Below are 14,207 nucleotides of genomic sequence, written 5' to 3'. Positions count from 1 at the left end.
TGAACCCGTCGCCGACGAGGGCGTGGGCAGCAGGGCGAGGCAGCTGCGCAGCACGGCTTGATCAAGACTTCCGTCGCCGGACCCATGGCCCTTGGCCTGGGGGCTCGGCTACCGGAGACTGGGACGATGACGCAGCGCGTGGAACTTGCGACACTCCTGGACCGGCTCGCCATCGATGAAGTGATCACGAGCTACGCGGTGGCCGTCGAGGATGCCGACTGGCCTGGTTTTCTCGCTCTGTTCGCCCCGGAGGGCCGCGCCGACTACACGGCGGCGGGTGGGGTCGAAGGTCCGGCGGGTCAGGTCGCCGAGTGGCTGGCCGGTGAGCTGCGGCCGTTCGCCGTCCGGCAGCAGTTGATCGTCAATCGCCGTGTGCGTTTTCAGGACGCGGACGGTTATCCGGGGAACCACGCCGAGTTGACGGCCGGTTACCTCACTCCGCTCCGTCATGAATCGGGCGAGGACGTGATGTCGGGCGGCCGGATCGTGTTCGGGCTGCTGCGGGGTGAATCGGGCTGGCGGCTGAACCGCGTCGTCGTCCACGAACAGTGGCGGCGCGGTGGGGATGTGCCCGGGGGTGTGCCAACCGCCGGTTGACCCTTCCGGTCCAGTCCTGAGCGTCTCCCACCGCTCCCCGGCCATGCCTGCTTCGGTCCTCGGCTTCGGGGGAAGAGACTGCTGAACAGGCAGGATGAGGAGGCACGGTATGCAGACCCTGGCAGTCAGGCGCGTGGTGTCAGGCCCGCGCATGGCCTCGCCCTGGTGGCGTGGTGCGGCTGCCGTGGTGGCGGGCGCGCTGCCCGCCCTGGCCTTTCCGGCCCCGTCGCTCTGGTGGTTCGCGTACGGGGCGCTGGTGCCCTGGATGCTGCTGGTCCGCAGTGCGCCCACAGCACGGCGCGCGGCGGTGGACGGGTGGCTGGGCGGCCTCGGTTTCATGCTGTTCGTGCACCACTGGCTGATGCCGAGCCTCAATGTGTTCATTGTGATAGTGGCGGCGCTGCTGGGGCTGCTCTGGGCACCGTGGGGGCTGCTGGTGCGTTCGATGCTCGGTGGGGTGCCGTCCGCCGGGCGGGCGGTGGCCGCCGTCGCCGTGGTGCCTTCGGGTTGGCTGATGGTCGAACTGCTCAGGTCCTGGGAGGGACTCGGCGGACCCTGGGGGCTGCTCGGGGCCAGTCAGTGGGAGGTGGCGCCGGTGCTGCGGCTCGCCTCGGTGGGCGGTGTGTGGCTGGTGAGCCTCCTGGTGGTCGCGGTGAACACCGCGCTGACCCTGCTGATCGCGGTGGCCGCCGCCCGGACGGTGGCGGCGGTGGGGCTCGTGGTGTGCGCGCTCGCCGTGGGCAGCGCGTGGACGTGGGCACCGAGGCCCGACCGGTCGGGGCAGGCGAGGATCGCGGTCGTCCAGCCGGGCATCATCTCCGGCCCCGGTTCCCTGGAGCGCCGGTTCACCCGCAACGAGGCGCTGACGCGGACGCTCGCCGACCAGGATCTGGATCTGGTGGTGTGGGGTGAGAGCGGCATCGGCGCCGATCTGGGGCGGCGCCCCGATCTGGTGGCGAGGCTGGCGGCGCTGTCCCGTACGGTCCGGGCCGATCTGCTGGTCAATGTGGACGCCCGTATCAGGGGCGCGGCCCAGGGGGCCGGCATCTTCAAGCGGAGTTTCCTGATCGGGCCGAAGGGGCCGACGGGCGACACCTACGACAAGATGCGGCTGGTGCCCTTCGGCGAGTACATCCCCGCCCGTTCCGCGCTGGGGTGGGCGACCTCGGTGGGCAAGGCGGCCGGTGAGGACCGTGTGCGGGGATCGCGACAGGTGGTCATGACTCTGCCGCCGGGACCGTCGGGAGGCGGCCTGCGGTTCGGTCCGCTGATCTGCTTCGAGACGGCGTTCCCCGACATGAGCAGGCGCTTGGTCCAGAACGGGGCCCAGGTGCTCGTGGGCCAGTCGTCCACCTCTTCTTTCCAGGGGAGTTGGGCACCGGAGCAGCATGCCTCGCTCGCGGCGCTCCGGGCGGCCGAGACGGGCCGGCCGATGGTGCACGCCACGCTCACCGGTGTGAGCGCGGTGTTCGGGCCCGAGGGTGAACGGATCGGGGGTTCGATCGGTACGGAGCGGAGCACCGCCGCGGTCTTCGGTGTTCCGCTGGCCCGTGGCACCACGCCGTTTGTCCGGTTCGGTGACTGGGCGGTGTACGCGGCGATCGGCGTTCTTGTGACGCTGGGGCTGGTGCGGGGCGGGCGTCGGCTCAGGCGGCCTGTTCCAGCGCCTGCCGTACCACTCGCTCGCACAGCTCATGACTCAGCAGAGCGTCCCGCGCGCTGACGGTCCTGCCGTCCCGTACGGCGTCGAGGAACGCCAGGACACACTGCTCGATGCCGCGCTGGCGGGACACCGGCACCCAGTCGCCCCGCCGTCGAACGCTCGGCTGGCCCTTGTGGTCGATGATCGTGCCGAGGTCGTGGACGGCCCGCTTGGTGTCCCGTCCCGATACCTCCAGGATCTCCTCCGTGGAGCCGTTCAGCCGGTTCATCATGCCGATGGCGGTGAAGCCCTCGCCGGAGAGCTGGAGCACGACGTGATGCAGCAGTCCGTCGCGGAGCCGGGTCCGTACATCGGTGTGTTCGACAGGTCCCGGGACCAGGAAACGGAGGCTGTCCACGACATGGATGAAGTCGTCCAGGACGAAGGTGCGGGGATCCTCGGGCAGTCCGACGCGGTTCTTCTGGAGGAGGATCAGGTCACGCGGGTGTTCCAGGAGCTGGGCGTAGCCGGGGGCGAAGCGGCGGTTGAAGCCGACGGCGAGGCTGACGCCGCGGGTGTCGGCGAGTTCCACGATCCGCTGCGAGTCAGCCAGTTCGTAGGCGATCGGTTTGTCGACGTACGTGGGTACCCCCGCTTCCAGCAGCCGGGTGGTGATCTCGGCGTGCGCGGCGGTGGGGGCGTGGACGAACGCGGCGTCGAGCCCCTGGGCGAGCAGCGCGTCCAGGTCGGTGTGGCAGTGCGCCGCCGGGATGCGATAGGTCTCCGCCGTCCTCGCCAGGGTGGCGGGGGTGCGGGTCTGGAGATGCAGTTCGACCCCGGGCAGCGTGGTGAGCACCGGCAGGTACGCCTTCTGCGCGATGTCTCCGAGCCCGATGCAGCCGACCTTCACGAGTACCTCCTGGCGCCTCTTGGGCGCGTGTCCGACCGTTGATCCACCGTCCGGGCAGCATACGGGGGCCGCCCCGCCGGATAACCCGTGGCCATGGAGGCGGGGGGTGAGTGAGGATGACCGCCATGACCACACCACAACGCTCAGAACCCTCCACCGTCGCCGGCGAGCGAGAAATGCTCGAAGGCTGGCTGGAGTACCACCGCGCGACCCTGGCCACCAAATGCGAGGGGCTGGACGACGCGCAGCTGCGACAGCTCTCGGCGGCCCCTTCGGAGCTGAGCCTCCTCGGGCTCGTACGGCACATGGCCGAGGTCGAGCGCGGCTGGTTTCGCAACACGGTGGCCGACGAGAAAAGGGAGGGGATCTTTTTCGACGACGCCGACCCGGACGGTGATTTCCATGCCGGTGAGAACGACACCTATGCCGAGGCGTACGCGGTCTGGCAGGCGGAGATCGCCCACGCCCGCAAGGTGGCGGCGCCGCTCGGGCTCGACGACTTCGGGGCCGGACGCGTGAACCGGCGCACGGGCGACCCGTACAACCTGCGGTGGGTCTACACCCACATGATCGAGGAGTACGCCCGGCACAACGGCCACGCCGACCTTCTCCGCGAGCGGATCGACGGCGCGACGGGCGACTGACCGCTGACACATCGGGCTCAAGGACAGCCGGGGGCCGTCGGGCTGTAGGGCAACAGGCGGCCGGTTCTCACCCGTACGAGCCAATCTTCGCCCGTACGCTCGCTCAACGACCCCGCCGACCAGCAGAGTTGCGCGGGTGTATCGAACGAGAAGCGCGGCAATGCTCATGGTGGGAGTGGCGGTCACGACCGTCTCGGGATGTGTGGCGGTGGATCCGGGAACGGCGGCCGTACCGCGCCCGGAGACACGCACTCCGGCGGCGCGGCCCGAGGTGGAGCCGCAGATCGTCCAGGCCCCGGCCCGGGAAGCACTGGACGCGGTCCGCCCCACACCGGAGCGGAAGCGGGCCCCCTCCGCCTCGCCCGACGCCGGCAGGATCGCCCGCCCCCAGCCGGACGCCCGGACCGTCCACCGTCCGAAGGCCCTGCCCGCGAAGCCGAAGCCCCGCGAACGGCCCGTGGAGCGGCAGCGGGCCCTGCCCACCACGGCGGAGCCCCTCATCCGCGAGGTGTGCGCCCTCGGCGAGACGTACGGAGGGTGGGCCGAGGACAGTCCAGAGGCGAGGATCTGCCACGACGCCTACGGGAACTGACCGAACAGGCGCTCCAGGCGGTCGATGCCGGCCCGTACCCCGTCGCCGTACCCGTCGCCTCCTGAGTCCCCCAGCGCGTCGGCGGCGGCGCGGGCCCGGTCCAGGTGGAGCCGTGCCGCCTCGGGGCGTTGAAGTTTCAGGTAGTCGGCGGCGAGGTTCAGATGGAGCGTGGGATAGAAGGCACGCATCTCCGGGGAGGCCTCCCGGGCCTCCCCGGGCGCGGAAGGGGCCCGCCGGTCCGACTCCTCGCCGCCCTGCCCGTCCGCGGCAGTGAGGGCCCGCAGGTCCCAGGCGAGTTCGTCGCCTGGGTCGTCCTGGGTGTCGGCCATGTAGTGCGCCAGCGTGCAGCGGTGGAGTGCGTCCCCCGCCTCCCCGATCTCCGCCCAGAGGGCCCCGAAGCGGTTGCGCGCCTCCTCACGGTCACCGCCGTGGAGCAGCATGACCGCCTGCCCGATCCTGGTCATGAAGGTGTCCCCCGACGCCTCCCGCTGCTCCGTCACTGTCGCCTCCGCTGCCCGTCCGAGAATGCCGACGAACCCGACGCTAACCCCCATGACGGACAATCCCCCTCAGGCTCGGGTGCGGAGCCCGAGCCTGTCCGCCCCGCTGCCGGTCAGCCGAGGTCAGGAATGCGCCAGTCGATGGGGTCGTGCCCCTGGGCGGCGATCGCCTCGTTGATCTGGGTGAAGGGACGGGAGCCGAAGAACTTCTTCGCCGACAGCGGCGACGGATGGGCACCCTTCACCACCACATGCCGCTCCTCGTCGATGAGCGGCAGTTTCTTCTGCGCGTAGGCCCCCCAGAGGACAAAGACCGCCGGGTCGGGACGCTCGGCCACGGCGCGGATCACCGCGTCGGTCACCTTCTCCCAGCCCTTGCCCTTGTGGGAGTTGGCCTCGCCCTCGCGGACGGTCAGCACGGCGTTGAGCAGCAGGACGCCCTGCTCGGCCCACGGCATCAGATAACCGTTGTCCGGCACCGGGTGGCCGAGCTCCTCCTTCATCTCCTTGTAGATGTTCCGCAGGGAGGGCGGGGTCCTCACCCCGGGCCGCACGGAGAAGCACAGGCCGTGGCCCTGCCCCGCGCCGTGGTACGGATCCTGGCCCAGGACGAGCACCTTGACCTTGTCGTACGGAGTGGCGTCGAGGGCGGCGAAGACCTCGTCGCGCGGAGGGTAGACCGGCCCCTTCTCCCGCTCCTCCTCGACGAACTCGACGAGCTCCTTGAAGTAGGTCTTCTGCAGCTCGTCGCCGAGGACGCCGCGCCAGGACTCGGGCAGCATGTCGGTGTCGGTCACGTCAACAACCTCCGGTAAGCGATCACTTGTGACACTGAACCTACCGGTGGCCACTGACAACGGCCGTCCCGGTCCGGTGCCGAGCGGGACCTACCAGCTGGCCTTGCGGTTCAGCTCCCACATCTGCATGACCGTCTGCGGATCGAGCGCCCGCTCCCCGCCGCCGATGTCCTCCCCCGCCGCGACGTACAGCTTCCCCTGCCACAGGGGCAGCAGCCGCACGTCCTCGACGAAGATCTCCTGCGCGCGCTCGAACTGCCGCGTCACCGCGCCCCGGTCGCTCACCCTCCGCGACTCCGGCAGCAGCTTCCGGGTGATCTCGTCGCTCTCGTACGGCGTGCTCAGGGCGTTGTTCTTGCCGACGAAGGGGGCGATGAAGTTGTCGGGGTCGGGGAAGTCGGGGAACCAGCCACGACCGAAGACCGGGTACCGCCCCTTCGTGTACCCGGCCTGGAAGTCCTTCCAGGGCTTGCCGCGCAGGGCGACCTCGAACAGCCCCGACGCCTCCAGCTGTTTCTTGATCTCGGTGAACTCCGCCGCCGTACCGGAGCCGTAGCGGTCCGTCGTGTACCAGAGCGTCAGCGACACCGGCTCGGTGATGCCCTCCGTCAGCAGGAGGGCCCGCGCCTTGGCCGTGTCCGGTTCGCCGAACCGGTCGAAGAAGCTGGTCGCGTGGCTCGCGATGCCCTTGGGCACCATCGAGTAGAGCGGCTCCGCCGTGCCCTGGTAGACCTTGGCGACCAGCGCGTCACGGTCCACGACCTGGGCGATCGCCTTGCGTACGGCAAGCCGGCCCACCGCCGGGTCGGTGGGGTTGAACACGAGGTAGCGGATGTCGGCGCCGACCGTCTCGACGAGCTGGAGGTCCTCGTTCTCGGGCTTCTTCTGTTCGAGTTCGACCACGTCCTGGGAGGTGAGACCCCGGTAGATGACGTCCACGTCCCTCTTCTTCAAGGCGCCGAACAGGACGGCCGAGTCCTTGAAGTATTCGATGGTGACGCCCTTGTTCCGGCGGTCGGCGAACCCCTTGTACTTGGTGTTCTGCACGAGTTCCGCCTTCGACCCCGGGGTGTACGAGGTGAGCGCGTACGGCCCCGAGCCGCTCACCTTGCCGTCGTCCCGCAGCTTGTCGGCGGGGTACTCGGCGGGATCGACGATGGACATCGCGGGGGTGGCGAGAATGAACGGGAAAGTGGTGTCCGGCTTCTTCAGCCGGAAGGTGACGACGTCGTCGCCGGTCGTCTCGACCCTGTCGAGCGACTCCAGCAGCCCTGCCGGACCGCCTTGTACGTTGATCGCGCGAATGCGGTCGAAGGAGTGCTTGACGGCCTTCGCGTCGAGTCTGTAGCCGTTGGAGAACGTCAGCCCCTCACGCAGCGTGCACCGGAAGACCTGATTGGTGGTCGGGTCGGTGAAGGCACAGTTCCGTGCCGCGTCGGGCTGGGGGTACGAGCTGTTGGTGGGGAAACTCAGCAGTGTCTGGAAAACATTGCGAAACAGTTCCCACGAGTTGTCCCACGAAGCGGCGGGATCGAGCGTGCTCGGTTCGCTCGTCGTACCGACGACTATGCGCCGGCCGTCCTCACCGTTCTCGTCGGGGAGTAACCCGCATGCCGTGAGCAGGGACAAGGACGCGAGGGCCGAGGCAGCCTGTCTACCGGTCCGGTTGAACACCGCGCACACTCCTAGTTCAGCCATGGATCGGCAGACCATACCGCAACGCCCCATCCGGTCAACATGTTGATCAGATGGGGCACTTGAGCAGTTCTGCGGCACCGCGTGCCAGGGTGTGTCACCGCGTGCCGCCGGGGTGCCGGCGGGGTGGCGGTGCGTGTCAGTGCGTGTCAGCTGACCCCGGCGTTCAGGAAGATTCCTCCGTCGACCACCAGGGTCTGGCCGGTGATCCAGTCCGACTGGTCCGAGGTGAGAAAGGCCGCGGCCCCGCCGATGTCCTCGGGCACCCCGAGCCGGCCCAGCGGGTACGAGGCGGCGGCCTCGGCCTCGCGCCCCTCGTACAGCGCCTGCGCGAAGCGGGTTTTGACGACCGCGGGCGCGATGGCGTTGACCCGTACGACCGGCGCGAACTCGTGGGCCAGCTGGAGGGTCAGATTGACCATGGCCGCCTTGCTCATGCCGTACGCGCCGATGAAGGGCGACGCGGAGATCCCGGCGAGCGACGCGATGTTCACGATCGCGCCGCCGTTCTCCTTCTGCCAGAACTTCCAGGTCAGCTGGGCGAAGCCGAGCGCCGAGACGACGTTGGTCTCGAAGACCTTGCGGGCGACGTTCAGGTCCAGCTCGGCCATCGGGCCGAAGACCGGGTTCGTCCCCGCGTTGTTGACGAGGAAGTCGACGCGGCCGAAGGCCTCCATGGTGCGCTCGACGGCGATCGCCTGGTGCGCCTCGTCGTGCGCCTTGCCCGCGACGCCGATGACCCGGTCGGAACCGAGCCGCTCGACGGCCTCCTTGAGGGCGTCCTCACCGCGCGCGGTGATGCACACCCGGTCGCCGCGCGCGACGAGCGCCTCGGCGACTCCGTAACCTATGCCTCGGCTCGCCCCCGTGACGAGCGCGACCTTCCCGCTGTCCCTGGGCCGGTCGCCGGGCGCCGGGGCGTCCTGTGCCCGCTCGTCCTGCGTCTGTTGTGTCATTTCCCTGATCCCTGCTCCCGGGTTCGTCGTATGCCTCGGTGCGCCAGTGCCGTCGCCGTGCCGGGCAGGTGCTAGTTGAGCGGTCCGCCCGCCACGTACAGCACCTGGCCGGAGACGAAGCCGGCCTCCTCGGCAGTGAAGAAGGCGATGGCGTTCGCGATGTCGTCCGGCGTCCCGACGCGCTGGACCGGGATCTGGGTGGCGGCGGCGGCCTGGAAGTCCTCGAAGTCCATGCCGACCCGGGCGGCGGTCTGCGCCGTCATCTCGGTGACGACGAAGCCGGGGGCCACGGCGTTGGCGGTGATGCCGAACTTGCCCAGTTCCTTGGCGAGGGTCTTGGTGAAGCCCTGGAGACCGGCCTTGACCGCCGCGTAGTTGGCCTGGCCCCGGTTGCCCAGCGCGGAGCTGGAGGAGAGGCTGACGATACGGCCGAAGCCCGCGTCGACCATGTGCTTCTGGCAGGCCTTCGCCATCAGGAAGGCGCCCTTGAGGTGCACGTTCACCACGGTGTCCCAGTCGGACTCGCTCATCTTGAAGAGGAGGTTGTCCCGGAGTACGCCGGCGTTGTTGACGAGGATCGTCGGCGCGCCGAGCTCGGCGGCGACGCGGGTGACGGCCGCCTCGACCTGCGCGCTGTCGGACACGTCACAGCCCACGGCGAGCGCGGTGCCGCCCGCCGAGGTGATCTTCTCGACGGTGTCCTTGCAGGCCGCCTCGTCCAGGTCCAGTACGGCGACGGCACGGCCCTCGGCCGCCAGTCGTACGGCGGTGGCGGCGCCGATGCCCCGCGCCGCGCCGGTCACGACCGCGACGCGCTGCTCAGTGGTGGACATGCATGTTCTCCTCGCCCTAGGAACCCGCGACTCCCGGTCACCGGCCTCGATCTCCGGCCTCGATCGCTGAGCAACCGCTTAGTAGCTTCAGCAGACGAGACGCTAGAAGCAGCGGCACTCGGTGTCAACGCCCGACGCCGCCGACGGGGCGATCGGCCAAGAACGATCGGACATCGCGGACACACCGCGCCGCGCACCGGGCGCCAGTCCCCCGGCACATTCCCCGGCGCACCACCCGCCTCAGCGGACCAGCAGCTCCAGCAGACGTTCCGTCTCCGCCTCGGGATCAGCCGTCAGGCCTGTGTGTACGGGTCCGGGCTGTACGACGGTCGAGCGCGGCGCGATCAGCCACCGGAAGCGCCGCCCGGGGTCGTCCCCGGCCGCCTGCCCCGCTCCCGTACCGCCGCCGCAGACGCTCTCGACCGCGCGCAGGGCCGCCCGCACCCCCACCACATCGGCGTCCGGGTCTAGGGCCTTCAGCTTGGCCTCGTCCAGGTAGGTCCGTGCCGCGACGTAGGAGGCGGCCCGGCAGTAGACGAGCACCCCGGCGTTGAAGCACTCACCACGCTCCATGCGCGGCACGACGCGCAGCAGCGCGTATTCGTAGACGTCCCTCTTGCTCACTTGACGCCGTCCTTGTCGTTCGTGCTCTTCGCCCGGTCGGGACGGGGGGTCAGCCGGTCGGCGAGCCAACCCGGCGCCTGGGAGGGCCTGGTCCTGGTCGGCGCGTCGAAAACGATGCGCTCGTGGATGCTCGTGGCGCGTGCCAGCAGCGGCTCCGCGTAGGCGCGGCGCAGGGCGTCGGTGGTGTCGAAACCGGGTTCCCCGGCCAGCCACTCGTCGGGTACGTCGGCGAGCACCTCGGCCAGCAACTCCTCGGTGACCAGCGGGGCGAGGGCCGCGGCGGCCGACGCGATGTCCGGGGCGAAGGCCGCGAGGGCGTGGTCCGAGGCGTTGTACGGCTTGGCCGCGGAGGCCTGGGCGGTGGGCCAGTTGTGGTGCCAGATCATGGTGGCGCCGTGATCGATGAGCCAGAGGTCGCCGTGCCAGACGAGCAGGTTCGGGTTCCGCCAGGAACGGTCCACGTTGTTGATCAGCGCGTCGAACCAGACGACGCGGCCGGCCTCCGCCGCGTCCACCTCGTACGCGAGCGGGTCGAAGCCGATCGACCCGGGCAGGTAGTCCATCCCGAGGTTGAGCCCGCCGCTCGCCTTGAGAAGGTCCTGCACCTCCTCGTCCGGTTCGGAGAGGCCGATGACCGGATCGAGCTGGATGGCGACGAGTTCGGGGACACGCAGCCCCAGCCGACGGGCCAGCTCGCCGCAGACGACCTCGGCGACCAGCGTCTTGCGGCCCTGCCCGGCGCCAGTGAACTTCATGACGTACGTACCGAGGTCGTCGGCCTCGACGATCCCGGGCAGCGATCCGCCCTCCCTTAGGGGGGTGACGTATCGGGTCGCATTGACTTCTGTGAGCATTTTCCCGGGCCGTCCGTCTCTTCAACCTTATAATCCGTGGCCAACTCTACAGAGGGATAGCAGCGGGAATTACCCGCCAACGGGCCTGGGGAGAATCTGGGGAGTTTCGGTCGGTCTCCCCATCTCCCCGTTCCCCCCAAGCAGTCCGTCAATGGCGGCATGCCCCCTCCTTCCGGCCTCCGGCATGAAGTGAGCATAGTAACGGAGGATGATTGCGTGCGAGGAGTGCCCGAGCCACCGCGCCAACGTCACAGCCGACTCTCCGGCCTCCAGCATGATCGAGGCGCAGGTGTGCCGCAGTACGTGAATGCCGTCCTTGGGGGCCGCTGCCCACTGTCAGGGTTTCGCACCCTCGGCCCGAGGCGGGACGACGACGGCCTCGGCCGGCGCAGGCTTCCAGGTGTAGGTGTTCCACGTGTTCACCGCGACGGCGTTGTCGAAGCACGTAGTGAGCAGCAGAGAAAACTTCCTCCGCTGACCTCCCGGCTTCCCCCACGGAAGCTCCACCTCCACAGGTGGGAACACTTCCACGTGGCGCTTCAACTCCTCGGCCACCGAGGAGGGCATGTCTACGGCACGGCTCTTCTTCCCTTTTGCAGAGCGAAGTACAGCCTTCCACCGATCGTCTGGATTTGACGGCGGACGCGAAGGACGCCTCACGCGTAGTCGATATCCTCCCGACTCAGTCCAAAAACCTCGCCCTGGCGGAGCCCGCACCCCAGGCCGACACCACGGCTATCCGGTTTCGTGGATTAATGACATCGCGCCCTTGCAGTGCCGTCTCCAACCGCCAGGCGTCGCGTCGTTCTTGCGGCGCCTTTGGCCACCGCACGGACTTGGCATGCATGGGGTTCCTGGCGATTCGCTTATCGTCAACAGCCGCTTCCAGGATGGAGGACAGATCGGACAGGATGCCACGCTGGTAGTCGACCGACGACACGGTTGACTCCAGCTTGACTATGTACGTGCGTAGATCCGCCGCCGCAATGTCTCTGAGGGAGAGTTGACCCAGGTGAGGGATTATGAGAAGGCGCGCTCTCCGCTCCTGGTTATCCTGAGACTTCGGAACTCCGCCCCTACCAGGCGCCCAGTGCGTCGCGATGTGGTCGGCAAGTGTGATGGATCCGTCCCGCAGGTCCACGAACTCGCCGCGCTCTTCGTCCGTGGCCGCTCGTCGAAGCCACGCCTTGGCGTCCTCCAGCGTGTCGAAGGAGCGATCCCGGACTCCGGGTATACCGGCGACCTTGTACCACGATCACCGGTTTTACTAACCGGCGGCCTTGGTCATATTGCGCACGCCCTCACGGACGGATACCTGCTTTAAATATTTCGGGCAGGGTCATCCGACATGAATGCAGGCCTGGCCGTCCTCAGGACAAGTGAGACCGGATAAGTTACCCAGTCGAATCGAAGAAGTCGGGGCGCCAGAACGGACTCTCCCAATATATCGCCCAGCGATCCGCCGGCGGGCTAATTTCTCCCCAGGGTGTTATAGGTTGGCATAGCCTCAGAGAGCGTTCCAGTCCTTTGCAACTCTTTGTTGTCTGCCGTGAGCGAATGAGTCCCTCGGCTGCTGCAGGAATCTTCGTAGGCCCACGGACAGGGCTATATGCGCACAGCACATATAGCCCTGGCAACGGGTGAGGAGATACGAGCCGTGCGCGCCTGCTTACTGCAAAATGTGTGCCGTCTGGCAGGGGTGGGGCTGATGTCGGGAGGGCCGATTGGATGAGTCCGTGACTGTCTATGACGTAGCCCGCCACCTTCCGACCATCGCCGACCTGCGGGACCTGTGCCGCTCGCTTGCAATGCTCAATGCGATCCTGAGCCCGGAGTGGGAGAGCCGGTACTACTCCTTCAACCCAATTGGGTTGAGGGCGAGGAAATGGCGATCGCGGCCTGAGAGGGTCCAGCACCACCAGACGTGCAGCCTGGAAACCGCCAGGCCATGCCGACGCGCACCATGTCTCACCGCCCCGGCCCCCGACGGCTCGGGCGCGGAGCGGTGCATGCGGCTCGCGACTGGACTCGCTGCCACTTGCGACCGGCCAGGCCAGCCTGTCCCCCGGCGATCATCCCCGCGCGCCCCGGAGCGCGCCCCGTCGGCGCCCACCACCAAGACGAACGTACGCGACCCCGTCCGCTCGAAGGTGGCCTCAACGTTTCCGCCCTGCTCGGGGATCGACGTGATCCGGTCGCCGAACACATCCCCCTCGGCGTTCCAGCCAGCGTCGTACAGGAGGTTGCCGTTCCTGCTGGGGCCCGTGTCCGAGCCGGTCCGCGCCCTGGGGGCCGGCAGGCCCGACGTGTCGGAGCTGTTCCTGGCGCCGTGGCGTGAGCTGCTGGGCGACTCGCTGTGCCTGGAGGTCGCGTACTTCGGCCTGAAGGGGACGGGCCCAGGGTCGCTGCGGCTGGCCGCGCGGACGCTCAAGCTCGCGGACCGGCTCGGCGTACGGGCGGTTGTCGACGCCGGCGACCGGCTCTGGGACAGCCACGCCGGCTTCGTCAAGGACACGCACCAGCCCTTCCTGATCAGCTACAGCCTCGCCAAAGGCCCCGAACGGAGCGACCCGCTGGACCCCGCATCAGCACCGACCGGTAGGCCGGTGTACGTCCTCAACGAGTGCTACCGGAGCAGTGCCGACATCAGCAAACACTGGAAGATCACCGCCGCGCAGTGGCCGGACTTCCAGGCCATCCTTCGTTGGATGCGGACGCCGGGAACCCAGGTGGTGACGCTGCACGACGGGCAGGTACGCAACGCCGCCCGGTAGCTCCTGGCCGCGGATGACGGCGAATCCTGTGCGTACCCGGCAGCCGGTCAGACCCGGACTGGTGGCCCCATCTCTGATACGCCTCCAGCTACCCCTGAGTAGCTGGAGGCTGGGTGGCAGCCAGGCAACGTACCCTCACCACTCGCCTGACGCGATGAGCGCTTCCGTCCGGGCCAACTGCGCGGGCGCCGACGACGTTGAACACACCGTCCAAGAGCGCCGCGAAGAGTGAACACGTAGGGCCGGGTCGCATCGCGGAACCGACCTCCTTGAGGCGCCAGGCTCGCTCGCACACCCTCATCTCGTGACAACGCCGCCGGCCGGCCCGGTAGGTGAACCGTCCGATGTCCGCCGACGGGGACGGCGAAGCCTCCGGCGCGTTGTCCTGACGCGCCTTCTCGTAGAACACCGTGGTGATGGGGCAGCCCTTCGCCACGGAGAGAAGCGCCTGGCGTTTCGGCCTCGTCGAGGGCCAGGTCCCAGTGCGGCTTCGTGCCGACTCAGGTCGCGGGGTAGGCGCAGTGGTAGGAGCCGCCCGCCAGCGCCGGTGTCCGGTACAAGGCCCCGGCTCCCGGATATCCGGGAGCCGGGGTCCTGTTGTACGGGACGTGGGACGTGGGCTACCTGCGGATGGGGGGGGAGCCGGGGTCGATGTCGTGCCGTGGCGCGGAGGCGGGAGACCGGGGTGGATCAGACGAAGGTCATACTGATCAGCTCGCCCTGAACGGTCCAGTTCATGCTGGCGTTGGAGCTGTTGCAGCCTTCGACGTTGACGATGCGGGTGCGCGG

15 protein-coding genes and 1 pseudogene are annotated in these 14,207 nt (G+C 68.7%); 5 read left to right on the top strand and 11 right to left on the bottom strand.

The window, feature by feature from the left end; genetic code table 11:
• Positions 1-126 precede the first annotated feature (126 nt).
• Positions 127-597, top strand: a complete 471-nt coding sequence (locus GT042_RS10720) for a nuclear transport factor 2 family protein (RefSeq protein WP_202532612.1) — start codon at positions 127-129, stop codon at positions 595-597.
• A 109-nt stretch (positions 598-706) separates the two neighbouring features.
• Positions 707-2,320 (top strand): apolipoprotein N-acyltransferase, encoded by a 1,614-nt coding sequence (lnt, locus tag GT042_RS10715; RefSeq protein WP_161308477.1) that lies wholly within the window; start codon positions 707-709, stop codon positions 2,318-2,320.
• Here the strand turns inward: lnt and GT042_RS10710 are convergent.
• Positions 2,244-3,149, bottom strand: coding sequence for a Gfo/Idh/MocA family oxidoreductase (locus tag GT042_RS10710; RefSeq protein ID WP_161308476.1), 906 nt, complete (start codon positions 3,147-3,149; stop codon positions 2,244-2,246). The genes lnt and GT042_RS10710 overlap by 77 nt on opposite strands.
• A gap of 125 nt (positions 3,150-3,274) precedes the next feature.
• On the opposite strand from GT042_RS10710, the gene GT042_RS10705 reads away from it, so the two are divergent.
• Together GT042_RS10705 and GT042_RS10700 are read left to right on the top strand one after the other, a co-directional pair.
• The gene (locus GT042_RS10705; protein WP_161308475.1) at positions 3,275-3,793 is read left to right on the top strand and encodes a DinB family protein; all 519 of its coding nucleotides are present in this window, start codon (positions 3,275-3,277) and stop codon (positions 3,791-3,793) included.
• 160 nt (positions 3,794-3,953) lie between these two features.
• The gene (locus GT042_RS10700) at positions 3,954-4,385 is read left to right on the top strand and encodes a hypothetical protein (protein ID WP_161308474.1); all 432 of its coding nucleotides are present in this window, start codon (positions 3,954-3,956) and stop codon (positions 4,383-4,385) included.
• Here the strand turns inward: GT042_RS10700 and GT042_RS10695 are convergent.
• From GT042_RS10695 to GT042_RS38920, 10 genes are all read right to left on the bottom strand, one after another.
• The gene (locus GT042_RS10695; protein ID WP_161308473.1) at positions 4,373-4,885 is read right to left on the bottom strand and encodes a hypothetical protein; all 513 of its coding nucleotides are present in this window, start codon (positions 4,883-4,885) and stop codon (positions 4,373-4,375) included. The two genes, GT042_RS10700 and GT042_RS10695, sit on opposite strands and share 13 nt — an antisense overlap.
• A gap of 113 nt (positions 4,886-4,998) precedes the next feature.
• Positions 4,999-5,682 carry a uracil-DNA glycosylase gene (locus GT042_RS10690; protein ID WP_161308472.1) on the bottom strand — a complete coding sequence of 228 codons (684 nt, stop codon included), beginning with the start codon at positions 5,680-5,682 and terminating at the stop codon, positions 4,999-5,001.
• A 90-nt stretch (positions 5,683-5,772) separates the two neighbouring features.
• The gene (locus tag GT042_RS10685; RefSeq protein ID WP_202532610.1) at positions 5,773-7,380 is read right to left on the bottom strand and encodes an ABC transporter substrate-binding protein; all 1,608 of its coding nucleotides are present in this window, start codon (positions 7,378-7,380) and stop codon (positions 5,773-5,775) included.
• A gap of 146 nt (positions 7,381-7,526) precedes the next feature.
• Positions 7,527-8,333, bottom strand: a complete 807-nt coding sequence (locus tag GT042_RS10680; RefSeq protein ID WP_161308471.1) for an SDR family oxidoreductase — start codon at positions 8,331-8,333, stop codon at positions 7,527-7,529.
• A 71-nt stretch (positions 8,334-8,404) separates the two neighbouring features.
• Entirely contained in the window at positions 8,405-9,166 is a 762-nt protein-coding gene (gene fabG, locus GT042_RS10675) for a 3-oxoacyl-ACP reductase FabG (RefSeq protein WP_161308470.1), read from the bottom strand.
• Positions 9,167-9,406: 240 nt separating this feature from the next.
• Complete coding sequence (locus GT042_RS10670) at positions 9,407-9,790, bottom strand: DUF3037 domain-containing protein (RefSeq protein WP_161308469.1); 384 nt, start codon at positions 9,788-9,790, stop codon at positions 9,407-9,409.
• Positions 9,787-10,644 carry a HipA family kinase gene (locus GT042_RS10665; protein WP_161308468.1) on the bottom strand — a complete coding sequence of 286 codons (858 nt, stop codon included), beginning with the start codon at positions 10,642-10,644 and terminating at the stop codon, positions 9,787-9,789. Before GT042_RS10665 ends, GT042_RS10670 begins: the two co-directional genes overlap by 4 nt.
• A gap of 69 nt (positions 10,645-10,713) precedes the next feature.
• On the bottom strand, positions 10,714-10,920 hold the full coding sequence (locus GT042_RS38930) for an integrase (RefSeq protein WP_237530673.1): 207 nt from the start codon (positions 10,918-10,920) through the stop codon (positions 10,714-10,716).
• A gap of 60 nt (positions 10,921-10,980) precedes the next feature.
• Positions 10,981-11,199 (bottom strand): hypothetical protein, encoded by a 219-nt coding sequence (locus tag GT042_RS38925; RefSeq protein WP_237530672.1) that lies wholly within the window; start codon positions 11,197-11,199, stop codon positions 10,981-10,983.
• Between the two features lie 127 nt (positions 11,200-11,326).
• Positions 11,327-11,584 (bottom strand): hypothetical protein, encoded by a 258-nt coding sequence (locus GT042_RS38920; protein ID WP_237530671.1) that lies wholly within the window; start codon positions 11,582-11,584, stop codon positions 11,327-11,329.
• A gap of 1,312 nt (positions 11,585-12,896) precedes the next feature.
• On the opposite strand from GT042_RS38920, the pseudogene GT042_RS10655 reads away from it, so the two are divergent.
• Positions 12,897-13,109 (top strand): annotated as a pseudogene (locus tag GT042_RS10655) (hypothetical protein); the annotation flags it as partial.
• Between the last annotated feature and the right edge of the window lie 1,098 nt (positions 13,110-14,207).

Source organism: Streptomyces sp. SID3212, from assembly GCF_009865405.1.
GTDB lineage: Bacteria > Actinomycetota > Actinomycetes > Streptomycetales > Streptomycetaceae > Streptomyces.
This window is presented reverse-complemented; position numbering and strand designations above follow the sequence as displayed.

Excerpts from the sequence above, each read along its gene's own strand:
- GT042_RS10720 (WP_202532612.1), top strand. The coding sequence starts at position 127 with ATGACGCAGCGCGTGGAACTTGCGACACTCCTGGACCGGCTCGCCATC.
- lnt (WP_161308477.1), top strand. The coding sequence starts at position 707 with ATGCAGACCCTGGCAGTCAGGCGCGTGGTGTCAGGCCCGCGCATGGCC.
- GT042_RS10705 (WP_161308475.1), top strand. The coding sequence starts at position 3,275 with ATGACCACACCACAACGCTCAGAACCCTCCACCGTCGCCGGCGAGCGA.
- GT042_RS10700 (WP_161308474.1), top strand. The coding sequence starts at position 3,954 with ATGCTCATGGTGGGAGTGGCGGTCACGACCGTCTCGGGATGTGTGGCG.
- GT042_RS10685 (WP_202532610.1), bottom strand. The coding sequence starts at position 7,380 with ATGGCTGAACTAGGAGTGTGCGCGGTGTTCAACCGGACCGGTAGACAG.
- GT042_RS10680 (WP_161308471.1), bottom strand. The coding sequence starts at position 8,333 with ATGACACAACAGACGCAGGACGAGCGGGCACAGGACGCCCCGGCGCCC.
- fabG (WP_161308470.1), bottom strand. The coding sequence starts at position 9,166 with ATGTCCACCACTGAGCAGCGCGTCGCGGTCGTGACCGGCGCGGCGCGG.
- GT042_RS10665 (WP_161308468.1), bottom strand. The coding sequence starts at position 10,644 with ATGCTCACAGAAGTCAATGCGACCCGATACGTCACCCCCCTAAGGGAG.
- GT042_RS38930 (WP_237530673.1), bottom strand. The coding sequence starts at position 10,920 with ATGCTGGAGGCCGGAGAGTCGGCTGTGACGTTGGCGCGGTGGCTCGGG.